Below are 20,453 nucleotides of genomic sequence, written 5' to 3' on the forward strand. Positions count from 1 at the left end.
TGGGTGGGGCCCGTCAGGTGCCGGCGGCCTGCCGGAAGCGGGTGGTGCGGTGGACCGGGTCCGTGTCGATCTTCGGGATCACGTGCTCGCCGATCAGCTTGATCGTGTTCATCGTGTCCTCGTACGAGATCCCGATCGGCAGCCCGAAGGACAGCTGGTCGGCACCGGCCTGCTCCCAGCGCTTGCACTGCGCCAGGACCTCCGACGGGTCGCCGCAGATCATCAGTTCCTCCTGGATGAGGAGCTCGATGATCTCGGCCGAGTACTCGGGGAGCAGCTCGGGCCACTCCGGGATGCCCTCGGGCCGGGGGAAGGTGTCGTGGTAACGGAAGAGCAGCGACTGGAGGTAGTTGAGGCCGCCGCCGACGGCGATCTCGACGGCCTTGTCGTGGGTCTCGGCGCAGATCGCGGTCGAGGTGACCATGACGTTGTCGTTGACGAAGTCGCCGACCGCCCTGGCCTCCTTGATCGCGTTCTTGTACGACTCGACGACCCACTCCATGTCGGAGACCTTCTGCACGCTGAAGCCGAGGACGCCGAGCCCCATCCTGCCCGCCATGGCGTACGAGGTCGGGGAGCCGGCGGCGTACCACATGGCGGGGTGGGACTTGCCGTACGGCTTGGGCAGGACCTTGCGCGGCGGGAGCGACCAGTGCTTGCCCTGGAAGCCGACGTACTCGTCCTGGAGCCACATCTTGGGGAACTCGGCGATCGTCTCCTCCCAGATCTCCTTGGTGTGGTTCATGTCGGTGATGCCCGGCATGAACCCGAGGATCTCGTGGGAGCCGGCGCCGCGCCCCGACCCGAACTCGAAGCGCCCGCCGGAGAGGTGGTCGAGCATGGCGACCTTCTCGGCGACCTTGACCGGGTGGTTGACGGGGGCGAGCGGGTTGAAGATGCCGGAGCCGAGGTGGATGCGCTCGGTGGCGTGGGCGAGGTACCCGAGGTAGACGTCGTTGGCGGAGAGGTGGGAGTACTCCTCCAGGAAGTGGTGCTCGGAGGCCCAGGCGTACTTGAAGCCGGACTCGTCGGCCTGGATGACGTACTCGGTCTCCTCCATGAGCGCCTTGTGCTCGGCTTCGGGATCGGTCTCGGCGCGCTTGCCGACGTATCCCTGTACGAAGATCCCGAATTCCAAGGGGGTTCACCGTCCTCGTGAGTTTCTGACGTTCCGTCAGATTGTGTGATGCGCCGGTGCCTGTCAATAGCTGACGAAGCGTCAGAAGAGGCTGACTCCGGCCAGCCATCCGCCGTCGATCACGAACGGCTGCCCGGTGATGTACGCGGAGTCGTCCCCGGTCAGGAAGAGCGCGAGCGCCGCCACCTCCTCCGGCCGCCCGATCCGCCCCAGCGGCACGAGCTTGCGGTACAGCTCGGCCGTCGCCTCCGGGTCCACGCCCTCCGGGTTGCTCATGGGTGTGTCGACGGCGCCCGGGCAGACCGCGTTGACCCGGATCCCCTTCCCGGCCAGCTCCAGGGCCGCGACCCGGGTCAGCCCGAGGACCGCGTGCTTGGTGGCGGCATAGGCCCCGACGCCCGCCATGCCCGTCAGACCCGTGTACGAGGCGGTGTTGACGATCGTCCCGCCGCCGGCCGCCTCGATCTCCGGCGCGACCGTCCGCATCCCCAGGAAGCAGCCGACCTGGTTGACCTGGACGATCGCCTGGAATTCGTCCAGCGGCGTCGACACCAGCTCGTTGAAGCGCAGGATGCCGGCGTTGTTCACCAGTCCGTCGATCCGCCCGAAGCGCTCCCTGGCGGCGGTGACCGCGCCCGCCCAGTCCTCCTCCTTCGTCACGTCGAGGTGGACGTAGGCGGCCCGCTCCTCCCCCAGCTCCTTGGCGAGCGCCTCGCCGGGGTCGTCCAGCACGTCCCCGAGGACGACCCGCGCCCCCTCGGCGGCGAAGAGCCGCGCCTCCTGCTCGCCCTGCCCGCGCGCCGCGCCCGTGATGACGACGACCCGCCCGTCCAGCTTGCCCATGCCCTGACTCCTCGCCTCTAGAGGTGGGGTGCGACCTCGGCCGCGAAGGCGGCCATCTGGTCGGTGAGTTCGGCGCGGCTCCGGGAGCGGAACCGCACCTGGATCTGGTGCACGCCCATCTCCCCGTAGGCGCGCAGGGAGCTCGCGAGGGCCTCGGGCTTGCCGGCGAGCGTGCGCCGCCCGACGTCCCAGCCCGGCTCGCCGACGTACAGCGCCTCGGTGATCGCGCCGACGGTGATCGGCTGCTCGATCCCGGCCTCCTCGCGCAGCCGCCGCAGCCTCGCGATCTGCTCGGCGAGCCGCCCGCGCGGATCGCCCTGCGGCAGCCAGCCGTCGCCCTTGAGCGCGGCCCGGCGCACGGCGGCCGGGGACGAGCCGCCCACCCAGACCGGGACGCGGTCCTGCGCGGGCCGCGGCCGCTGCCCGAGGTCCCGGAAGGAGAAGCGCTCGCCGCTGTGCTCCGGGTACTCCTCGGTCCCGAGCGCGGCCCGCAGCGCGTCGATCGTCTCGTCGAGCACGGCGCCGCGCCCGGCGAAGTCGGCGCCGACCGCCTCGAACTCCTCCTGGACGTGCCCCGCCCCCACCCCGAGCACGAGCCGGCCGCCGCAGAGGTGGTCGAGCGTCGCGTACGCCTTGGCCGTGACCAGCGGGTGGCGGAGGCCGACGACGGCGACATGGGAGAGCAGCCGGACCCGTTCGGTCGCGGCGGCCAGGAAGGAGAGGGTGGCCACCGGGTCGTACCAGACGGTGCTCATCGCCCCGGCCAGCCGGCGCGGGATGGCGACGTGGTCGCAGCAGGCGACGTAGTCGAAGCCGTGGACGTCGGCGGCGCGGGCCACGGCGAGCAGCTCGGCGGGCCCGGCGGCGGCCTCCCAGGGCTCGGCGTAGAGGGTGCTCTGGGACTGGACGGGCAGCTGGATGCCGTAGACCACCATGGGGACTCCCTCGATCTGACGGAGCGTCAGTTGTGATGTGGGGGCCATGCTGGCGGCTGCCGCTCCATCAGACAAGGGGTGCGAGGCCGGCCGGGCCGTGGCGCACCGGCCGCCCTCACGGCCGCCAGAGGCCGTCCGGGGTGAGGCCCAGCAGGTCGATCGCGTTGCCGCGCACGATCCGCTCGACGACGTCCGGGGCGAGGTGGCCCATCTGAGCCTCGCCGACCTCGCGGGACTTGGGCCAGGTGGAGTCCGAGTGCGGGTAGTCCGTCTCGTACAGCACGTTGCCCACCCCGATCGCGTCGAGGTTGCGCAGCCCGAAGGCGTCGTCGAAGAAGCAGCCGTGGACGTGCTCGGCGAAGAGCTCGGACGGCGGACGCAGCACCTTTTCGGCCACGCCGCCCCAGCCGCGGTTCTCCTCCCAGACGACGTCGGCGCGTTCCAGGATGTACGGGATCCAGCCGATCTGCCCCTCGGCGTACATGATCCGCAGACCCGGGAAGCGCTCGAACTTACCGCTCATCAGCCAGTCGACCATCGAGAAGCAGCAGTTGGCGAAGGTGATGGTGGAGCCGACGGCGGGCGGGGCGTCGGCGGAGGTGGACGGCATGCGACTGGAGGAGCCGATGTGCATGGCGATCACGGTGCCGGTCTCGTCGCAGGCGCGCAGGAACGGGTCCCAGTGGTCGGTGTGGACGGAGGGGAGCCCGAGGTGCGGCGGGATCTCGGAGAAGGCGACGGCCCGCACGCCCCGGGCCGCGTTGCGGCGGACCTCGGCGGCGGCGAGCTCGGGGTCCCAGAGCGGGATCAGGGTGAGGGGTATGAGCCGGCCGTGCGCCTCGGGGCCGCACCACTCCTCGACCATCCAGTCGTTGTAGGCGCGGACGCCGAGGAGGCCGAGTTCACGATCGGCGGCTTCGGTGAAGGTCTGTCCACAGAACCGGGGGAAGGTGGGGAAGCAGAGGGCCGACTGGACGTGGTTGACGTCCATGTCGGCGAGCCGCTCGGGCACCGAGTAGGAGCCGGGCCGCATCTGCTCGTAGGTGATGACCTCCAGGCGGATCTCGTCGCGGTCGTAGCCGACGGCGGTGTCGAGCCGGGTGAGGGGCCGGTGCAGGTCCTCGTAGACCCACCAGTCGCCGATGGGGCCTTCGTCCCCCTTGGCCCCCATCACGGGCGCGAACTTTCCGCCCAGAAAGGTCATTTCCTTCAGTGGCGCGCGGACGATCCGGGGTCCGGTGTCGCGGTAGCGGGACGGGAGCCGGTCCTGCCAGACGTGCGGGGGCTCCACGGTGTGGTCGTCCACCGAGATGATCTTCGGGAAGCTCTCCATGCCGTTCACGGTAGCGCTGATCTGACGATCCGTCAGTAAACTGCGCCCGCGGGCCCTTGACGCGGCCCTCTGTCACAGCCTGGGAACGGCCGACCCGATGCTGACGCGCGCCCTCCGGACAAGGCAGACTGTCTTGGGCGAAACCAGCGGTACGGGCAGGGGGAGCTAATGGACCGTGAGAACGGGCCGCGAGTTCCGGAGCAGCGGACTCCGGCGACGGGTTCCGACGGAACCGGCACCGGGAACGTCACCGGGCCGGCCGACGACCCGCGCTCCGGCACACCCATGCGGGGCGCCTCCAGGGGCGGCGCCGCGAGGCCGGGGGCCGGCGCCGTCACAGCCGCCTCCACCGCCTCCGGCTCTGACACCGGCTCCGACTCGGCCGCCGGCCCCGACCTGCGGTTCCGCGTGCTCGGCCCCGTCCGCGCCGCCCGGGGCGACCAGGCGCTGCCCACCGGATCGCCCCAGCAGCGCGCCCTGCTCGCCGCGCTGCTGCTGCGCGACGGCCGGACCGCCACCGCCGCCGAACTCATCGACGCCATCTGGGGCGAGGAACCGCCCTCCCAGGCCCTCGCCGCCGTCCGCACGTACGCCTCCCGGCTGCGCAAGGTCCTCGACGCCGGCGTCCTGGTCAGCGACTCCGGCGGCTACGCCCTGCGCACCAGCCGCGCCGGCCTCGCCCTCGACCTCACCACCGCCCACGAGCTCGCCGCCGAGGCCGAGAAGCTGCGCGCCGCCGGCCGGCGCGGCGACGCCCGCGACCGTCTGAACGAGGCCCTCGCCCTGTGGGACGGCGAGGCCCTGGCCTCCGTGCCGGGACCGTACGCCGAGAACCAGCGCACCCGACTGGAGGAGTGGCGGCTCCAGCTCCTGGAGACCCGGCTCGACCTGGACCTGGAGGTCGGCGCCCACGCCGAGGCCGTCTCCGAGCTGACCGCGCTGACGGCGGCGCATCCCCTGCGCGAGCGGCTCCGGGAACTCCTCATGCTGGCCCTGTACCGCAGTGGCCGGCAGGCGGAGGCGCTCGCCGTCTACGCCGACACCCGCCGCCTGCTCGCCGACGAGCTCGGCGTCGACCCGACGCCCGAACTCTCCCGGCTCCAGCAGCGCATCCTCCAGGCCGACGCCGAGCTCGCCCGCCCGGTCGAGGAGCAGGCCCCGGCCGCCGCGCCGGTGGCCCGGCCCGCCCAGCTGCCGGCGACGGTGCCTGACTTCACGGGCCGCAGTGCCTTCGTACGGGAGCTGGGCGACCGGCTCGCCACCGCGGAGGGTTCCGTGATGGCGGTCTCGGCCCTCGCCGGCATCGGCGGCGTCGGCAAGACCACCCTGGCCGTGCACGTCGCCCACGAGGCCCGCCCGCACTTCCCCGACGGCCAGCTGTACGTCGACCTCCAGGGCGCGGGTTCCCGGGCGGCGGCGCCGGAGACGGTGCTGGGCGCCTTCCTCAGGGCGCTCGGCACACCCGATTCGGCGATGCCGGACTCGCTCGACGAGCGGGCCGCGCTCTACCGCTCCACGCTCGACGGCCGCCGGGTCCTGGTGCTGCTCGACAACGCGCGTGACGCCGCCCAGATCCGCCCGCTGCTGCCGGGCACGGCGGGCTGCGCGGCGCTGGTGACCAGCCGTATCCGCATGGTCGACCTGGCCGGGGCGCACCTCGTGGACCTGGACGTCATGTCCCCCGAGGAGGCGCTCCAGCTGTTCACCCGGATCGTCGGCGAGGAGCGGGTGCGGGCGGAGCGGGAGGCCGCGCTCGACGTGGTCGCCGCGTGCGGGTTCCTGCCGCTCGCCATCCGGATCGCCGCGTCCCGGCTGGCGGCCCGCCGCACCTGGACGGTCTCCGTCCTGGCGGCCAAGCTGGCCGACGAACGCCGCCGCCTCGACGAGCTCCAGGCGGGCGACCTCGCGGTCAAGGCGACCTTCGAACTCGGCTACGGCCAGCTGGAACCGGCCCAGGCCCGCGCCTTCCGCCTGCTCGGCCTCGCCGACGGCCCGGACATCTCCCTGGCCGCGGCGGCCGCGGTCCTGGACCTCCCGGAGTGGGAGACGGAGGACCTGCTGGAGGCGCTGGTCGACACCTCGCTGGTCGAATCCGCGGCCCCGGGCCGCTACCGCTACCACGACCTGGTCCGCCTCTACGCGCGTGCGTGCGCGGAGCGGGACGAGCAGCCGCCGGTCGAACGGGAGCGGGCGCTCTCCCGCCTCCTCGACTTCTACCTGTCGACGGCGAGCCGCGTCTACGCCATCGAGCGCCCCGGCGACCGCCTGGTCGACCACCTGGAGCCCACCCACTACGAGGGCCTCACCTTCACCGACCGCCACACGGCCCAGGACTGGCTCTACGCGGAGGCCAACTGCCTCCTCGCCTGCGTCCGCCAGTCCGCCACGACCCCGGACACCCTGCGCCGCGCGGTGGACCTGTTGTGGGCGGCCCTCGACCTCGCGGAGTCCGGCGCCAACTCCAAGGAGTACGAGGCGGTGGCCGCGGGCCTCCGGGAGGCGGCGCGGGGCGCGGGGGACGTGCGGGCGGAGTGCCGGGCGTCCATCACGCTGGCGTACGTGCACCACGTCTCGGGCCGGTTCGACCAGGCCGACGGGGAGGCCAGGGAGGCCATGCGCCTGGCGAACGGTGTCGACGACCGGCTTCCGCACTGCTGGGCCGCCAACACGCTCGGCGTGATGGCGGTCTACCGCAATCGGTACGAGGAGGGCGAGGACTTCCTCAACGAGGCCATCGAGGCCTTCCGGGACTGCCAGGACGGTCCCGGTGAGGCCAGCGCGTTGTGCAACCTCTCCCGTATCCACCTCCTCACCGGACGGACCGCCAGCGCCGTCTCCCTCGCGCGCCGGGGCGCGGACATGTACGACCGCATGGGACACGCCCTCAAGGGCGCCAACGGCCGTTACGCGATGGGAGTCGCCCTCACCCAGAGCGGTCAGCTCACGGAGGCCTCCGCGAGCCTGACCGAAGCGCTCGACGTCTTCCGCGACAGCCGGCAGCGTCTCTGGGAGGGGATGACGTTGTTCCGCATCGCGGAGGTGGACGTCGCCGCACGCCGGTACGCCCAGGCGGCGGCCAGTGCCGAGATGGCGCTCACGGTGCTGCGGGACATCGGCGGCGAGTGGCGGCGGGGCAACGTACTGACGGTGCTGGGCCGCGCTCTGACCGGCATAGGCCAGGTGGGCCGCGCCCAGGTCTGCTGGCGGGAGGCCCTGGAGATCTACGACGGACTGGGGTCCCCCGAAGCCGGTGAGGTCCGCGCGCTGCTGCGGCCGATCGCCGCCGCCTGACGGTCCGACCGCCCGGACTTGGGCGTTCATCATTCGTTTATCGCCGCCCGCCATGCTCATCTCATCGATCCGTCGCGTCGGGGGGCAGACGGGTCGCCGGTGAGGCCGTCGCTCCGACGCACTAGGGTGAACGGCCCTGCACAGGGGGGCCCGTCCGGCCGTCCACGGGGGAACAGCCGGGCGGGCCTCGCGACCTATCTGACAGCGTCACAACGGGAGATTGCGATGAGCGACGAGTCGACCATCAAGCCGACGAACATCCACGTCACGGGCGAGCCGGCGCTGGCCGACGTCGAGGCGAAGAACATCCACGTCACCGACGAGCCGGTCACCGACGCGATCGCCGAGAAGATCGGCATCAAGAACATCCACGTCACCGGTGAGCCGACCGCCGACAGCGGGACGGCCGCCCCGCTCGGCAACATCCACGTCACCACCGAGCCGGCCAAGTAGACCGCACCACACGGGGACGGTTCCGGCGACGCCATCGGGGGAGTCGCCGGGGCCGGGCGGGGCCGTACGGAACGCGGGGCTCGGGGGACGCCCGAGGGATCCGGGGGGAGCCCCTGGGGCAGGGCCCACGCGTGCCGCACAGGCCCGCAGAGGAGGGGCCGGGCTGAGCCGCCCGGCCCCTCCGGCCTGTTCCCGCGCCCCTGAAACGTCGCTCCCGTGTCCCCGGCGGACGCTACAGTGCGGCCGTGGACATACCCGATTGGTTCGTGTGGGTCGCCCTCGGCCTGATCGTCCTGCAGGCCCTCGCCCTCGTCCCCCTCGCCCGCCGGATGCGCGGGCCCGACCCCGCCCTGCGGTCGAAGGCGCGATTCGACCTGCTGGAGGCCGTCGGTTCGATGCTGTTGTTCGGTGGCGTGCTGCTGAGCCTGTTCGTGGCGGAATCCTTCTTCTGGATCGTCCCCGCCGGCTTCGCCCTCGTGACCGCCGTCCACGCGGTGAAGGGCGTTCGCCTGATGCGCGCCCGTCGCCGCCCCACGGCCGGGTCCTAGTCCTCGACGTTCTCGACGTCCTCCGGGTACCAGCGCAGTTCGACCGTGTTGCCGTCCGGGTCCTTGACGTAGACGGACTGGGCCGAGCCGCGGGCGCCCCAGCGGGGGACGGGGCCCTCGAGGACGTCGAAGGTGCCGGAGTCGATGACCTCCTGCCAGTCCAGGGGGTCCACGACCAGGCAGATGTGGTCCACGTTGGACTCGCCGCGGGGGCGGGAGAAGAGGTCGATGACCGTGCTGTCGTCGATGCGGACGGAGGGGAAGGGCACCTTGCCGGCGCGCCACTCCTCCACCCGCTCGGGGGCGAGGCCGAGGGGGCCGGTGTAGAACTCCAGGGCCCGGTCGACGTCGGTCACGTTGAGCACGAGGTGGTCGAAGGCTTTGACGCGCATGGGGCAACGCCTTTCCGGGGTCGGGGGATGCGTTTCGGTCCGCCTCAGGTGATCACGTACGACGGTGATGATCAAGGTTCCGGCACGTTCGGATCGCGCCAGGGCGACCTGACGGATTCGGCCAGCCAGCCTCGCACCCGCGTTCGATGTGGGTGATGATCGATCACGTCCGGCACGGCGGGCGGTGGGGACCGCAGGCCGTGCGGGGCGAGGCACGCCACGCGCGCGCAGGGGGGAGGGCCCGGGCCGGGAACACCGGTCCGGGCCCTTTGCGTGCCGGGCGCCCCCGCAGGAGGGGGGCGTGCGCCCCTGCCACACCATCGGGGGACGTCCGCCCGCTTCCCGGTCGTCGGCGGCGCGCCGCTTCTGGCCTCGGGGCATGGACCAGGGGACCAGGGGGGTCGTCGACCAAGCCGCGCTGTGGTCGGCCTCGCTCGCCGCGGTGATCACGTTGTCGCTGGGCGAAGGGCGGTACGACTGGCTCAGCTTCGCGCTCGGAGTGACGCTGGCGCTCCAGATCGCCGTCTTCTACCGGCCGACACGCCACGGGCGTGACGACCGGGGGCAACGGGCCGTCGCTGCGGCCGGGTTCGGGGCCGTCGGCGGCCTGGTCACCACGATGGTGCTGGCGTGGCCGGTGCAGACGGCCGTCGGGACGCCGCGCCTGTGCCACCGCCTGCACGCGGCCGGCGAGGCGGACCTGGCGGACTGCGCCGGCGAGGCCGCCTACCCCTGGCTGGGCGTGGTGTGGCTGACGGCAGCGCTGGTGCTCGGCTGCTGGCACTGGGCGAGGATGGTCGACCGGCCGGCGCCGGAGCCCACCGGCACCTGACCGGATGGTCGACCGACCGACGCCGGAGCCCACCGGCGCCCGACCTCCTCAGTGAACCCTCCGCTGGCGGCCCCGCAACGCCCCCTTCAGCACCTTCCCGCTCGCGTTCCGCGGCAGCTCCGTCACGAACTCGACCTCGCGCGGGACCTTGTAGTTGGCCATCTCGCGGCGCGACCAGGCGATCAGGTCGTCCGCCGTGACGCCCGCCCCGGGGCGGCGGACCGCGAAGGCCTTGCCGACCTCGCCGAGCCTCGGGTCCGGAATGCCGATGACCGCGACGTCGGCGATGTCGGGGTGGAGGCCGAGGAGCTGTTCGATCTCGGCGGGGTAGGCGTTGAAGCCGCCGACGATGAACATGTCCTTGATCCGGTCGGTGATCCGCAGGTTGCCCGCCTCGTCCAGGACCCCCACGTCGCCGGTGTGCAGCCAGCCGTCCTCGTCGATCGCCTCCGCCGTCGCCGCCTCGTCCTCGAAGTAGCCGCGCATCACGTGAAAGCCCCGCACCAGGATCTCGCCCGAGGCGGACAGGCGGACCTCCGTGCCGGGGATCGCGCGCCCGGACGTCGTCGCGATCACCTCGGCCGGGTCGCCCCGGCGGCACATGGTGACGATGCCGCTCGCCTCGGAGAGGCCGTACGCCGTGAGGACCGTGCCCACGCGTAGCTCCGACCGCAGGCGTTCGACGAGCCGGAGCGGGACGACGGCGGCGCCGGTGACGACGAGGCGGAGGGTGGAGAGGTCGTGCGCGGCGCGGGAAGGGTGGTCGAGGAGCGACTGGTGCAGGGTGGGCGGGCCGGGCAGGACGGAGATCCGTTCGGCGGCGATGTTGGCGAGCACGGTGTCCACGTTGAAGACGGGCTGCGGGACCATCACCGCGCCGCGCTGCAGGCAGGCGATGATCCCGGCCTTGTAGCCGAAGGTGTGGAAGAAGGGGTTCACGATCAGATAGCGGTCGCCCTCGCGCAGACCCGCGAGCTCGCTCCACACCGCGTAGCAGCGCAGGGTCTGTTCATGGGTGATCACCGCGCCCTTGGGGCGGCCCGTGGTGCCCGAGGTGTAGATGATGTCCGAGGGGTCCGACGGCGCGACGCAGGCCGCGCGAGCCCGCACCTCCTCCGCCCCGACTTCGTTCCCCTCCGAGAGGAACGATTTCCAGGTCGTGTAGCCCGCGTCGTCCGGCGCCGTGTCACCGAACACCACCACCTGCTCCAGATCCGGGAGTTCGACACCGGCGCGGCGCAGCGACGCCACGTACGAGGTGCCCAGGAAGGTGCCGGTGACGAAGAGCAGCCGGGCCCGGGAGCGGGCCAGGACGTCCGCCGCCTCCGTGCCCTTGAAGCGGGTGTTCAGGGGAACGAGGACCGCGCCCGCCGTGACCGCGCCGAGCGCGGAGACGATCCAGTCGAGGGTGTTGGGCGCCCAGATCGCCACCCGGTCACCGGCGCGTACGCCACCGGCCAGGCACGCGGCCGCCGCCCGTTCGACGCGGGCGCCGAGTTCGGCGTACGAGATCCGGGTGCGGCCCTCGACGACCGCCTCCCGCTCCCCGTACCGCTTCGCGGCCCAGCGTACCAACTCCGGTATCGAGCCCCACTCCACAGCGCCCACCCCTCCCGAGCCGTACGGAACGGCCTAGCCCGCGCGAACGACTTAGCTGACTATCCGTCAGATTAGCTGTAGCCTGACGCCCTGTCAGCAGCCAGCCCCCAGCCAGCGATCGGGGAGGTCGCCGTGCTCAAGGACGCCACGGCCATCGTCGGGATAGGCCAGACACCCTTCGCCAAGCACCTCCCGGAGAGCGAGAAGACCCTCGCCTGCCGGGCGATCCTCGCCGCCCTCGACGACGCCGGCATCGCGCCCTCCGAGGTCGACGCCTTCGCCTCGTACACGATGGAGGAGACCGACGAGGTCGAGGTCGCCAAGGCCATCGGCGCCGGCGACGTCACCTTCTTCTCCAAGGTCGGCTACGGCGGGGGCGGCTCCTGCGCCACCGTCGGACACCTCGCCGCCGCCGTCGCCACCGGGCAGGCAGGCGTCGGCGTCGCCTGGCGCTCCCGCAAGCGCGGCTCCGGCCCCCGCCCCTGGAAGAACACGGCCGTCCAGCTGCCCACCCCCGGCCAGTGGACCCGCCCCTTCGGACTCGTCCGGCCCGCCGACGAGATCGGCATGCTCGCCCGCCGCTACATGCACGAGTACGGGGCCACCCGCGACCACCTCTTCAACGTCGCCCTCGCCTGCCGCAACCGGGCCAACCAGAACCCGGCCGCGATCATGTACGAACGCCCGCTGACCCGCGAGATGTACATGACCTCGCGCTGGATCAGCGAACCCCTCTGCCTCTTCGACAACTGCCTGGAGACGGACGGTGCGCTGGCCTGCGTGATCGTCTCCGCCGAGCGGGCCCGCGACTGCCGCCACCGCCCCGTCTACGTCCACGCCGCCGCCCAGGGCCTGCCCGCCCAGCACCACGGCATGGTCAACTACTGGAACGACGACCCGCTCTCCGGCCCCGCCTGGACCGCCGCCCGCCACCTGTGGAAGCAGGCCGACTTCGGCCCCGCCGACGTCGACGTGGCCCAGATCTACGACGCCTTCACCCCCCTCGTCCCCCTCTCCCTGGAGGGCTACGGCTTCTGCGGCCGGGGGGAAGGGGCGGCCTTCACCGAGGGCGGCGCCCTGGAGATCGGCGGCCGGCTGCCCCTCAACACCGGCGGCGGCGGACTGAGCGAGGCCTACGTCCACGGCTTCAACCTCATCAACGAGGGCGTCAAACAGCTCCGCGGCGTCTCCACCGCCCAGGTCCCCGACGCCGCCACCTGCCTCGTCACCGCCGGAGAAGGCGTCCCCACGTCCGCGATCCTGCTGAGGAGTTGATCCGTCATGCTGACCCCCGTCGTCGACGAGGACGGCGCGCCCTTCTGGGAGTACGCCGCCCGGGGCGAGCTGCGCGTCCAGGCGTGCGAGGACTGCGGGCACCTGCGCTTCCCGCCCCGCCCCTGCTGCCCCCACTGCCAGTCCTTCGACAGCGAGTGGCGCCTGATGTCCGGCCGCGGCCGGATCTGGTCCTTCGTCGTCCCGCACCCCCCGCTGCTGCCCGACTACGCCGCCCAGGCCCCCTACAACGCGGTCCTCGTCGAACTCGCCGACGCCCCCCGCATCCGCCTCGCCGGCAACGTCGTCAGCGCCCCCGACGCCCCCCTGAACTCCGTCGACCCGGCCCGGCTGCGCATCGGCGCCGCCGTGCGGGTCGCCTTCGCCGAGATCGACGGCGTCACCGTCCCCCGCTGGCTCCTGGAGCGCGGATGACGATCGCGGTGGAGCGGGACAAGGAGACCGGCGTCGCCGTCGTCACCCTCGACCGGGCCGGGAAGCACAACGCGATCACGCTGGAGATGGCCCGGGCGCTGGGCGAGGTGTGGCGGGGCTTCCGCCACGAGGACGAGGTCCGGGCGATCGTCGTCACCGGGGCCGGGGGGCGGTCCTTCTGCACCGGGATCGACCGGGAGGACGCCGGACGGGTGCCGCAGCCCTCCTCCCCGTACACGATCGACGATCCGCTGCTCCGGATCGGCCCCAAGGCCAACGACCTGTGGAAACCGGTGATCGCGGCCGTCGAGGGCATGGCCTGCGGCGGTGCCTTCTACCTCCTCGGCGAGGCCGAGTTCCTGATCGCGGGCGAGGGGGCCGAGTTCTTCGACCCGCACACCACCTACGGCATGGTCAGCGCCTTCGAGACCGTCCACATGGCCCAGCGGATGCCGTTCGGCGAGGTCGCCCGGATGGCGCTGATGGGGGCCGCCGAGCGGATCTCGGCCCGGCGGGCGTACGAGACGGGCCTGGTCAGCGAGCTGACCCCGCGCGGCGGGGCGCTGGCCGCGGCCCGGGAGGCGGCCGCCGAGATCGCCGCCTGCCCGACGGAGGCCGTGCAGGGGACCGTACGGGCCCTGTGGTCGGTCAAGGAGGCCGCCCGCGCCCAGGCCCTCGCCCACGCGCCGCACCTGGTGGCGCTCGGGAACCTGCCGCCGGAGCGGCAGGCCGAGCTTTTCTCCGGGAGAGGAAGGAAAAAGGGGTTCAGGACGCGCTAGCGGTGGCCGACGGGGCGGGAGTGGTCGGCGCGAGCTCGCGGACGTCGTACACGTAGCAGTCCTTCACCTGGCCGACGGCCTTCGGCTTCCGCATCCGGACGTCGAAGGTCTTCGAGGCGTTGCCGTCGACGGAGACCACCGTCTCGGCCCGGTCCACCGCCGAGCCGCCCGTCCCCTTGAACTCCAGCACCACCTTGTAGGTCTTCGGGTACGCGCTCCGCGAGGTGAGCTTCAGCGTGGCGGTGGTGTCGGCCTTGCGGGCCGGCTTGCCCTTGCGCTTCTTCTGGGCGGGCTCGACGCAGTCGACGACGAAGACCTCGACGTCCGAGGTCGGGGACGAGGTGGGCGACGGCGTGTACGTGGAACCGTTGCCGGAGCCGCCGGACGCGGTCCCCGCACCCTCGTAGTCGTAGTCGTCGTTCTTCTTCTCGGAGCTGGAGCAGCCGCCACCGCGGCTGCTCTTGCTCTTGCCCGACTTGCTGCCACCGCCCTTGCCGCCCGAGCTCGTCTGGAAGCCGGTCAGGGCGAGGACCACCACCGTGAGCGTCGCCGCGAGCTTCAGCCTGGTGCGGACCATGAACCCCGCCCTCCCTGTCGTTTCGCCGTGTTCGCGTCACCATAGCGCCGCCGCACCGCCGCGTGGCGAGGGCCCCGGACCCGGCGTAGCGTCGAGACCGAGAGCCGGACCCTAAGGAGGCCGTGCGATGATCCGCAACGTCGTCGGTTCGGTCCTGGCGCTCGCCGGAGCGACGGCCGCCGTCTGGAGCCCCTTCCGTGCCTGGTACGACGGCCGTCACGGGCGCGACTACCGGATCGACGAGCTCTTCACCGGCGTCACGGACGCCAAGGCCGAGATCATCGGTTCGATCCTCCTGCCGTTCGCCTTCGCCGCGCTGCTCACCCTGATCGGGGTCGTGCTGCGCTCCCGCGTGCTCGTCGCCGTGGCCGGCGTCGTCGTGCTCGGCTTCACCGTCCTGTGGATGGTCCGGGTCGGCCAGGTCGAGGACGGCCTCTCCGTCGGGTCCGACGGCCAGGGGCTCGGCGACGGCGTCGCCAACGCCCTGGGCGGCGGGCTGCTGCTGCTCATCGGCGCGCTCGTGATGTCCGGCCGGACCCGCCGCCACGCCACCCGGGTGGACCGCCCCAGGGACTGGGGACACGACGACGACCGGGGTCACGACGAGGGATACGACCGGGGGCACGACCAGGGATACGACCGGGGGGACGACCAGGGATACGGGCGGGGGCACGGCGGACACGAGGGGCCGGCCGGGTACGACGGGCGGGAGTCCGGTCCGCCCCGGTCCGCACCGCCGCCGTCCTCGGACGTCCCCTGGGACCCGGGCCGCGACGAGAACCCGCCGCCCCCGGAGCACCGGGCCTGAGCCGCGAACGAGCCCGTGCCGGTCGCCTGAGCGACCCGCACCCCCACCCGTAGTCCGTACGCACACCGCTCCGGGCCCCGAGGCCGGCACCCGCCCTGGGTGCCGGCCTCGCCTCGTCCCGTCTCCCCCCCGGCGCTACGCGCCCCGGTTCGTCGCCGTGCCCTTCACCGCGTCCAGCGCGTACACGCAGCGGTCCTTGCTGCACGCGTACACGACGCCGTTCCGCGCCACCGGCGAACCGGTGATCTCGCCGCCCGTCGCGAGTTTCCAGCGCAGCTGGCCGCCGCTCGCGTCGAGGGTGTAGAGCACGTGGTCGGCCGAGCCGAAGTGCACCCGGCCGTCGGCGACGACCGGGGTGCCGATCAGTTCGCCGCCCGCCGCGAACCGCCACTTCGGCGTGCCGGTGACGGCGTCCAGGGTGTAGAGCGCGCTGCCGCTGCCGACGTGGACGTGGCCCGCCGCGACGAGCACCGGCTCGACCGACTGGCGGGGCTCGGTCGCGATCCGCCAGCGGTCCTTGCCGGTGGTGGCGTCGATCGCGTACACCGTGCCCAGGTGGTCCGCGAGGTAGACCCCGCCACCGGTCACCGCGGGCCCCGGCGCGAACGCCGGCGGCGACAGGAAGACGGCCGGCGCCTCGAAGTGCCAGCGGACGTGCCCGCTCGCGATGTCGACGGACAGCACCCGGGTGCCGGCCGCCACGTACACACAGCCGTCCTCGGCCGCGGCCACCCGCACCGGCACATGGGCGCAGGAGGCGGCGTCGCCGATCGGGTACGACCAGCGCTCCACGCCCGTACGGGCGTCGAGCGCCTGGAGCCGGGCGTCCCGCCACACGTACACGGTGTCACCGTGCACGGCGGGCCCGCCCTCGGGCGTCTCGAAGTCGCTCTGGGCTCCGGTGATCTCCCACAGCTTGGCCCCGTTGGACGCCTCCCAGGCCTGCACCCCGCCGCCGCGGGTGCCGGTGACGACGGTGCCGCGCTCCACCTGAAGGGAGTACACCCAGGCGTCCGTGTGCAGCCGCCAGCGCTCGGTGCCGTCGAGGGCGTCGAGCGCGTAGAGCGTGGGCCCGTCCGAAGCGTGGATACGGCCGCCGGCCACCGCCATCGACCAGGCCACGTCCCGGGTCTTGAACTGACGCCGGCCGCTCGCCGTGTCCAGGGCGTGCACCTCGAAGGAGGTGACGTAGAGCAGGTCGCCGTCGACGACCGGGGTGCCCCACACATCGTTCGACATGCGGAAACGCCAGGGCCGCCAGTGGCCGGGCGCGGGCGCGTCCGGTGCGGAGGGCGTCTGCTGCGCCTCCGGGGCGCGGGCCGGTCCCGGCAGCGGGCGGGAGCCGGGCGGCGGGCCGGGCTCGGCGCCGTGGGGACCGCCGCCGGGCGGGCGGATCCAGCCGGTGGCGGTGCCGGCCGCGGCGCCCGGGGCAAGGGCCACGGCGGCGCGGGTGTCGGCGACCCGGGGGCCGGGGCCGATCGGCACGGCGGCGCCGGCGAGGCGTACGGGTCCGGCGTCGGGCACCGACTCGGCGACGGAAGCCGGGGACGCGCCCGAGGCGGCCGAGGCCGGGGAGGAGACCGAGACAGGGGACGAGGCCGAGGAGGGCCCGGCGGCGGGACCGGCGTGCCGGCCGCCGCCGCGCGGGTCGCCGCCCCAGTCCGCGGGCTCGCGCGGCGGGCGCGGCGGCATCGGCGGCGCGGCCGGGGGCGGCGGGTTGGGCCGCCCGCCGCGCCGGGCCTCGATCATGGCCGTGGCGCGCTGCGGCAGCCAGGCCGCGGCCGTACCGCTGTCGTCCTCGCCCGACCCGAAGAGGTGCGGGGCGAGCTGCGCCTGGAGGTCGGCCGGGGTGGGGCGCTTGGCGACGTCCATCTGCATGCAGGAATCGATGAGCGGCCGCAGCTCGTCGGGCAGCCCTTCGAGGTCGGGGCCCTCCCGGAGCAGCATGAAGACGGTCTCGACGGGGTTGGCTCCGTGGTACGGGGCGTGGCCGGTCGCGGCGAAGACCAGCATCGAGCCGAGCGAGAACACGTCGCTGGCGCCCGTGACGCTGCGCGAGTCGCGGGCCTGCTCGGGGGACATGTAGGCCGGGGTGCCGACGGCGACATTGGTCATGGTCAGGCGCGTGTTGGACACGCCGGACGCGATGCCGAAGTCGATCACCCGGGGGCCGTCCTCGACGACGAGGACGTTGGACGGCTTGAGGTCGCGGTGGACGAGGCCGGCGCCGTGGATGGACTGCAGGGCCTCGGCGACGCCGGCCGCGAGCCAGCGCACCGCCTGGGCCGGGAGCGGCCCGCACTCGTTCACTATCTCCTCGAGGGAGGGCGCGGGGACGTACGCGGTGGCGAGCCACGGCACGGCGGCGCGCGGGTCGGCGTCGACGACGGCCGCGGTGTAGAAGCCCGAGACCGCCCGGGCGGCCTCCACCTCACGGGTGAAGCGGACGCGGAACAGCTGGTCCTCGGCGAGCTCGGTCCGCACGGTCTTGATCGCCACGCGCCGCCCGGACGCCGAGCGCGCGAGATAGACGAGCCCCATTCCGCCCGCACCGAGCCGGCCCAGCACCTCGAAGGGCCCGATCCTTCTCGGGTCGTGCTGCGTCAGCTGCTCCACTTGCCTGCCACCTCCCCGTAGGGCCATGAGGGTACGGCCCCGTGGACCCTGATTGTTCCTGTCCGGGGCGGTGGTTGCGAACCCGGGGGCGGATCGGGGTGTCACCGGTCATATCGGAAGGGTCGGAAGGAACGATTCAGCGCTCCGGGGCGCGCTCCCCCGGTCGCCCGGCGGGCTCCGTGGCCCCGTCGGGCTCCGTGGCTCCTGTGCGCTCCTCGGCCCCGGCGGGCTCCATGGCTCCACTGGGCTCCGGGCGCTCCGGACGGCCCTTCGGCTCGGCCAGGACCGCGAAGCGGGCGCCCTGGTTGTCGTGGAGGACGGCGATGCGGCCGTGCGGGGTGTCGAAGGGGTCGGTGGTGACACGGCCGCCGAGGCGTACGGCGGTGGCGCAGGTCTCGTCGCAGTCGCGGACGGCGAAGTAGACGAGGACGTGGCCCGGCATCTCGACGGGGAAGTCGTCGGAGATCACCGCCCGGCCGCCGAAGGCGGTGTCGTCGCCGGGACGGGAGCCGGGCGGGGACCAGACGCGGTAGTCGTAGCCCCCGCTGCGGCCCTCCTCGGCGGGGTCGGTCTGACGGCCGAGCCAGCCGAAGACGGTGGCGTAGAAGGTGTCGACCGCCTCGGGCTCCCGCGTGTAGACCTCCATCCAGCAGAAGGCGCCCGGCTCGTTCGTGACCTCGAAGCCGTCGTCGTCGCCGGACTGGCGCAGGCCGAAGACGGCGCCGCCGGGGTCGGCGGCCAGGGCCAGGACCCCGAAGGGGCCCACGGGATAGGGGTCCATCACCATCCGGCCGCCGGCCGCCTTGATGCGGGCGGCGACGGTGCCGGCGTCGCCGGTGGTGAGGTAGACGGTCCAGGTGGTCGGCATCCGGCCGTCGCGCTTGGGCAGCAGCCCGGCGACGCGGCGGCCCCGGAGGAGCGCCTCGTCACGGTCGGGGTCGAAGGTCCAGCCGAAGAGCTCGCCGTAGAAGCGCTTGCCGGCCTCGAGGTCGGGAAGCTGCGCGTCCACCCAGCACGGGGTGCCCTGTGTGCGTACGGCCATGGCTCCAGAATGGGGTCCGGTGCGCCGTTCCGCACCCCTCGAAAATCGAACATATACGCCTTTAGGGGGGCGAGAGCCCTTGTCCCGCCTGGGTTGTCCACCGAAGTTGTCCACAGGCTGTTAATAAGCCCATCGGGGATCGGGACGAGATCGGGGCGAGATCGCGGCGAGTGGGATCTGTGCGCGAGCGGCTCCCGGGAGGCCCTCCGAGGGGGGTGCACCCCATTTGCAGTCGGCCGAATCGCGCGCCGATCACCCCTCGGTAAGCTGACGGCATGACAGGACAAGTACGCACCGTCGACGGCCGCGTGGCCGGACGACGCGGCCAGGCGACGCGGCAGAAGCTGCTCGACTGCCTCGGCGAGATGCTCAGCTCCTCGCCTTACCGGGACGTCAAGGTCATCGACGTGGCCCGGAAGGCGGGTACTTCACCCGCGACGTTCTACCAGTACTTCCCTGACGTCGAGGGCGCCGTCCTCGAGATCGCGGAGGAAATGGCCAAGGAGGGCGCCGGGTTGACCGATCTGGTCTCCGGACGCTCCTGGGTCGGCAAGGCCGGCTGGCAGACCTCCGAGGAACTGGTCGAGGGATTCCTGGACTTCTGGCGCAAGCACGACGCGATCCTGAGGGTGGTGGACCTCGGGGCCGCGGAGGGCGACAAGCGCTTCTACAAGATCCGCATGAAGATCCTGAACTCGGTCACCAACTCCCTGACGGACGCGGTGAAGGAGCTCCAGTCGAAGAACAAGGTCGACAAGGACATCAGCCCGGCGGCGATGGCCGGCTCGCTGGTGGCGATGCTCGCGGCGGTCGCCGGCCACCAGAAGGGCTTCCAGACCTGGGGCGTGAAGCAGGCCGAACTCAAGCCCAACCTCGCCCTGTTGGTCCACCTGGGAATCACGGGGAAGAAGCCGACGAAGTAATCCCCGCGAGCCCACTGGCTCCTTCATCCGTCCTGTCGCGCCGGCGGCGGTCCCGTATCCGTACGGGAGACCGCCGCCGGCGTTTTCGTGCTCTTCCCCTTCGGCTACGGAAGACGGCTCAGCCGGAAGAGCCGGATCTCCCGCTCGATCCGCGCCTGGTACGTGGCGTAGGGCGGCCAGAACGCCAGCGCCGCCCGCCAGGCCTCGGCCCGCTCCTCCCCGGTGAGCCGCCGGGCCCGTACGGGAAAGCTCTCGCCGCGCCAGCTGACCTCGGCCTCCGGGTGGGCGAGCAGGTTCGCGGTCCAGGCGGGATGCCCCGGACGGCCGAAGTTGGAGCCGATCAGCAGCCAGGTCCCGTCGGGCTCCGGCACGCAGGCGAGCGGCGTCACACGCGGCTGCCCGGTCCTGGCGCCCCTGGCGGTGAGGATCAGGCCGGGCAGCATGCGGGCGCTCAGCATCACCCTGCCCCGGGTGAGCCGGTGGACGGCCCGGTCCATGGCGGGGACGACGTGCGGGGCGACCCTGGCGAAGGCGCGGGTGGCGGAGACCTTCTGCATCAGGCGCAGTCCGATGGGCGTCCTGGGTGTCCTGGGCGTCCTCGGCGTATCCGGCGCATCGGATGTATTCGGCGTATCCG

General features: G+C 72.8%; 19 protein-coding genes. 9 read left to right on the forward strand and 10 right to left on the reverse strand.

The annotated features are described in order from the left end of the window. Positions 1 to 13 precede the first annotated feature (13 nt). The 4 genes from ACFY7C_RS35510 to ACFY7C_RS35525 all read right to left on the reverse strand — a co-directional run bounded on the left by ACFY7C_RS35510 (position 14) and on the right by ACFY7C_RS35525 (position 4,249). Positions 14 to 1,138 carry an LLM class flavin-dependent oxidoreductase gene (locus ACFY7C_RS35510; RefSeq protein ID WP_389659352.1) on the reverse strand — a complete coding sequence of 375 codons (1,125 nt, stop codon included), beginning with the start codon at positions 1,136 to 1,138 and terminating at the stop codon, positions 14 to 16. Positions 1,139 to 1,219: 81 nt separating this feature from the next. Further along, positions 1,220 to 1,981 carry an SDR family NAD(P)-dependent oxidoreductase gene (locus ACFY7C_RS35515; RefSeq protein ID WP_389659354.1) on the reverse strand — a complete coding sequence of 254 codons (762 nt, stop codon included), beginning with the start codon at positions 1,979 to 1,981 and terminating at the stop codon, positions 1,220 to 1,222. Positions 1,982 to 1,998: 17 nt separating this feature from the next. Then, positions 1,999 to 2,916 carry a TIGR03619 family F420-dependent LLM class oxidoreductase gene (locus ACFY7C_RS35520; RefSeq protein WP_389659617.1) on the reverse strand — a complete coding sequence of 306 codons (918 nt, stop codon included), beginning with the start codon at positions 2,914 to 2,916 and terminating at the stop codon, positions 1,999 to 2,001. A gap of 115 nt (positions 2,917 to 3,031) precedes the next feature. Continuing rightward, entirely contained in the window at positions 3,032 to 4,249 is a 1,218-nt protein-coding gene (locus tag ACFY7C_RS35525; protein ID WP_389659357.1) for an amidohydrolase family protein, read from the reverse strand. 168 nt (positions 4,250 to 4,417) lie between these two features. Between ACFY7C_RS35525 and ACFY7C_RS35530 the strand changes: the two genes are divergently transcribed. The 3 genes from ACFY7C_RS35530 to ACFY7C_RS35540 all read left to right on the forward strand — a co-directional run bounded on the left by ACFY7C_RS35530 (position 4,418) and on the right by ACFY7C_RS35540 (position 8,541). Further along, positions 4,418 to 7,540: a BTAD domain-containing putative transcriptional regulator gene (locus ACFY7C_RS35530; RefSeq protein WP_389659360.1), complete on the forward strand. Its 3,123-nt coding sequence runs from the start codon at positions 4,418 to 4,420 to the stop codon at positions 7,538 to 7,540. Between the two features lie 225 nt (positions 7,541 to 7,765). Next, complete coding sequence (locus ACFY7C_RS35535; RefSeq protein ID WP_389659363.1) at positions 7,766 to 7,993, forward strand: hypothetical protein; 228 nt, start codon at positions 7,766 to 7,768, stop codon at positions 7,991 to 7,993. A gap of 245 nt (positions 7,994 to 8,238) precedes the next feature. Then, positions 8,239 to 8,541, forward strand: coding sequence for a hypothetical protein (locus ACFY7C_RS35540; protein ID WP_389659366.1), 303 nt, complete (start codon positions 8,239 to 8,241; stop codon positions 8,539 to 8,541). On the opposite strand, the gene ACFY7C_RS35545 is transcribed toward ACFY7C_RS35540, so the two are convergent. Beyond that, positions 8,538 to 8,933, reverse strand: coding sequence for a VOC family protein (locus ACFY7C_RS35545; protein WP_389659369.1), 396 nt, complete (start codon positions 8,931 to 8,933; stop codon positions 8,538 to 8,540). The genes ACFY7C_RS35540 and ACFY7C_RS35545 overlap by 4 nt on opposite strands. 379 nt (positions 8,934 to 9,312) lie before the next feature. Here ACFY7C_RS35545 and ACFY7C_RS35550 point away from each other — a divergent pair, with 379 nt between their 5' ends. After that, entirely contained in the window at positions 9,313 to 9,765 is a 453-nt protein-coding gene (locus ACFY7C_RS35550; RefSeq protein ID WP_389659372.1) for a hypothetical protein, read from the forward strand. A 48-nt stretch (positions 9,766 to 9,813) separates the two neighbouring features. Here the strand turns inward: ACFY7C_RS35550 and ACFY7C_RS35555 are convergent, their stop codons facing one another. Further along, on the reverse strand, positions 9,814 to 11,373 hold the full coding sequence (locus tag ACFY7C_RS35555; protein WP_389659375.1) for a FadD3 family acyl-CoA ligase: 1,560 nt from the start codon (positions 11,371 to 11,373) through the stop codon (positions 9,814 to 9,816). A gap of 123 nt (positions 11,374 to 11,496) precedes the next feature. Between ACFY7C_RS35555 and ACFY7C_RS35560 the strand changes: the two genes are divergently transcribed. Genes ACFY7C_RS35560 through ACFY7C_RS35570 form a run of 3 tightly spaced genes read left to right on the forward strand, consistent with a single transcriptional unit; the run spans position 11,497 to position 13,850 of the window. Continuing rightward, positions 11,497 to 12,639: a lipid-transfer protein gene (locus ACFY7C_RS35560; protein ID WP_389659378.1), complete on the forward strand. Its 1,143-nt coding sequence runs from the start codon at positions 11,497 to 11,499 to the stop codon at positions 12,637 to 12,639. Positions 12,640 to 12,645: 6 nt separating this feature from the next. Continuing rightward, on the forward strand, positions 12,646 to 13,071 hold the full coding sequence (locus tag ACFY7C_RS35565; protein WP_389659381.1) for a Zn-ribbon domain-containing OB-fold protein: 426 nt from the start codon (positions 12,646 to 12,648) through the stop codon (positions 13,069 to 13,071). Then, positions 13,068 to 13,850: an enoyl-CoA hydratase/isomerase family protein gene (locus ACFY7C_RS35570; RefSeq protein ID WP_389659384.1), complete on the forward strand. Its 783-nt coding sequence runs from the start codon at positions 13,068 to 13,070 to the stop codon at positions 13,848 to 13,850. The genes ACFY7C_RS35565 and ACFY7C_RS35570 overlap by 4 nt, the downstream gene beginning before the upstream one ends. On the opposite strand, the gene ACFY7C_RS35575 is transcribed toward ACFY7C_RS35570, so the two are convergent. Further along, a complete protein-coding gene (locus ACFY7C_RS35575; protein ID WP_389659387.1) occupies positions 13,837 to 14,427 on the reverse strand; it encodes a hypothetical protein in 591 nt (196 codons plus the stop codon). The genes ACFY7C_RS35570 and ACFY7C_RS35575 overlap by 14 nt on opposite strands. A gap of 127 nt (positions 14,428 to 14,554) precedes the next feature. On the opposite strand from ACFY7C_RS35575, the gene ACFY7C_RS35580 reads away from it, so the two are divergent. After that, on the forward strand, positions 14,555 to 15,235 hold the full coding sequence (locus ACFY7C_RS35580; protein ID WP_389659390.1) for a hypothetical protein: 681 nt from the start codon (positions 14,555 to 14,557) through the stop codon (positions 15,233 to 15,235). Positions 15,236 to 15,370: 135 nt separating this feature from the next. On the opposite strand, the gene ACFY7C_RS35585 is transcribed toward ACFY7C_RS35580, so the two are convergent. Together ACFY7C_RS35585 and ACFY7C_RS35590 are read right to left on the reverse strand one after the other, a co-directional pair. Next, positions 15,371 to 17,878 (reverse strand): PQQ-binding-like beta-propeller repeat protein, encoded by a 2,508-nt coding sequence (locus ACFY7C_RS35585; RefSeq protein ID WP_389659392.1) that lies wholly within the window; start codon positions 17,876 to 17,878, stop codon positions 15,371 to 15,373. Between the two features lie 109 nt (positions 17,879 to 17,987). Then, positions 17,988 to 18,893 carry a VOC family protein gene (locus ACFY7C_RS35590; RefSeq protein WP_389659394.1) on the reverse strand — a complete coding sequence of 302 codons (906 nt, stop codon included), beginning with the start codon at positions 18,891 to 18,893 and terminating at the stop codon, positions 17,988 to 17,990. A gap of 275 nt (positions 18,894 to 19,168) precedes the next feature. Between ACFY7C_RS35590 and ACFY7C_RS35595 the strand changes: the two genes are divergently transcribed. After that, the gene (locus ACFY7C_RS35595; protein WP_389659397.1) at positions 19,169 to 19,816 is read left to right on the forward strand and encodes a TetR family transcriptional regulator; all 648 of its coding nucleotides are present in this window, start codon (positions 19,169 to 19,171) and stop codon (positions 19,814 to 19,816) included. 104 nt (positions 19,817 to 19,920) lie between these two features. Here ACFY7C_RS35595 and ACFY7C_RS35600 read toward each other — a convergent pair whose 3' ends face one another. Further along, the gene (locus ACFY7C_RS35600; RefSeq protein WP_389659400.1) at positions 19,921 to 20,373 is read right to left on the reverse strand and encodes a nitroreductase family deazaflavin-dependent oxidoreductase; all 453 of its coding nucleotides are present in this window, start codon (positions 20,371 to 20,373) and stop codon (positions 19,921 to 19,923) included. Positions 20,374 to 20,453: the final 80 nt, after the last annotated feature.

Source organism: Streptomyces sp. NPDC012769, assembly GCF_042901205.1.
Lineage (GTDB): Bacteria > Actinomycetota > Actinomycetes > Streptomycetales > Streptomycetaceae > Streptomyces.

Coding starts and splice junctions, on each gene's coding strand:
- ACFY7C_RS35515 (WP_389659354.1), bottom strand. CDS start 1,981: ATGGGCAAGCTGGACGGGCGGGTCGTCGTCATCACGGGCGCGGCGCGC.
- ACFY7C_RS35520 (WP_389659617.1), bottom strand. CDS start 2,916: ATGGTGGTCTACGGCATCCAGCTGCCCGTCCAGTCCCAGAGCACCCTC.
- ACFY7C_RS35525 (WP_389659357.1), bottom strand. CDS start 4,249: ATGGAGAGCTTCCCGAAGATCATCTCGGTGGACGACCACACCGTGGAG.
- ACFY7C_RS35530 (WP_389659360.1), top strand. CDS start 4,418: ATGGACCGTGAGAACGGGCCGCGAGTTCCGGAGCAGCGGACTCCGGCG.
- ACFY7C_RS35535 (WP_389659363.1), top strand. CDS start 7,766: ATGAGCGACGAGTCGACCATCAAGCCGACGAACATCCACGTCACGGGC.
- ACFY7C_RS35545 (WP_389659369.1), bottom strand. CDS start 8,933: ATGCGCGTCAAAGCCTTCGACCACCTCGTGCTCAACGTGACCGACGTC.
- ACFY7C_RS35550 (WP_389659372.1), top strand. CDS start 9,313: ATGGACCAGGGGACCAGGGGGGTCGTCGACCAAGCCGCGCTGTGGTCG.
- ACFY7C_RS35565 (WP_389659381.1), top strand. CDS start 12,646: ATGCTGACCCCCGTCGTCGACGAGGACGGCGCGCCCTTCTGGGAGTAC.
- ACFY7C_RS35570 (WP_389659384.1), top strand. CDS start 13,068: ATGACGATCGCGGTGGAGCGGGACAAGGAGACCGGCGTCGCCGTCGTC.
- ACFY7C_RS35575 (WP_389659387.1), bottom strand. CDS start 14,427: ATGGTCCGCACCAGGCTGAAGCTCGCGGCGACGCTCACGGTGGTGGTC.
- ACFY7C_RS35580 (WP_389659390.1), top strand. CDS start 14,555: ATGATCCGCAACGTCGTCGGTTCGGTCCTGGCGCTCGCCGGAGCGACG.
- ACFY7C_RS35585 (WP_389659392.1), bottom strand. CDS start 17,878: ATGGCCCTACGGGGAGGTGGCAGGCAAGTGGAGCAGCTGACGCAGCAC.
- ACFY7C_RS35590 (WP_389659394.1), bottom strand. CDS start 18,893: ATGGCCGTACGCACACAGGGCACCCCGTGCTGGGTGGACGCGCAGCTT.
- ACFY7C_RS35595 (WP_389659397.1), top strand. CDS start 19,169: ATGACAGGACAAGTACGCACCGTCGACGGCCGCGTGGCCGGACGACGC.
- ACFY7C_RS35600 (WP_389659400.1), bottom strand. CDS start 20,373: ATGCAGAAGGTCTCCGCCACCCGCGCCTTCGCCAGGGTCGCCCCGCAC.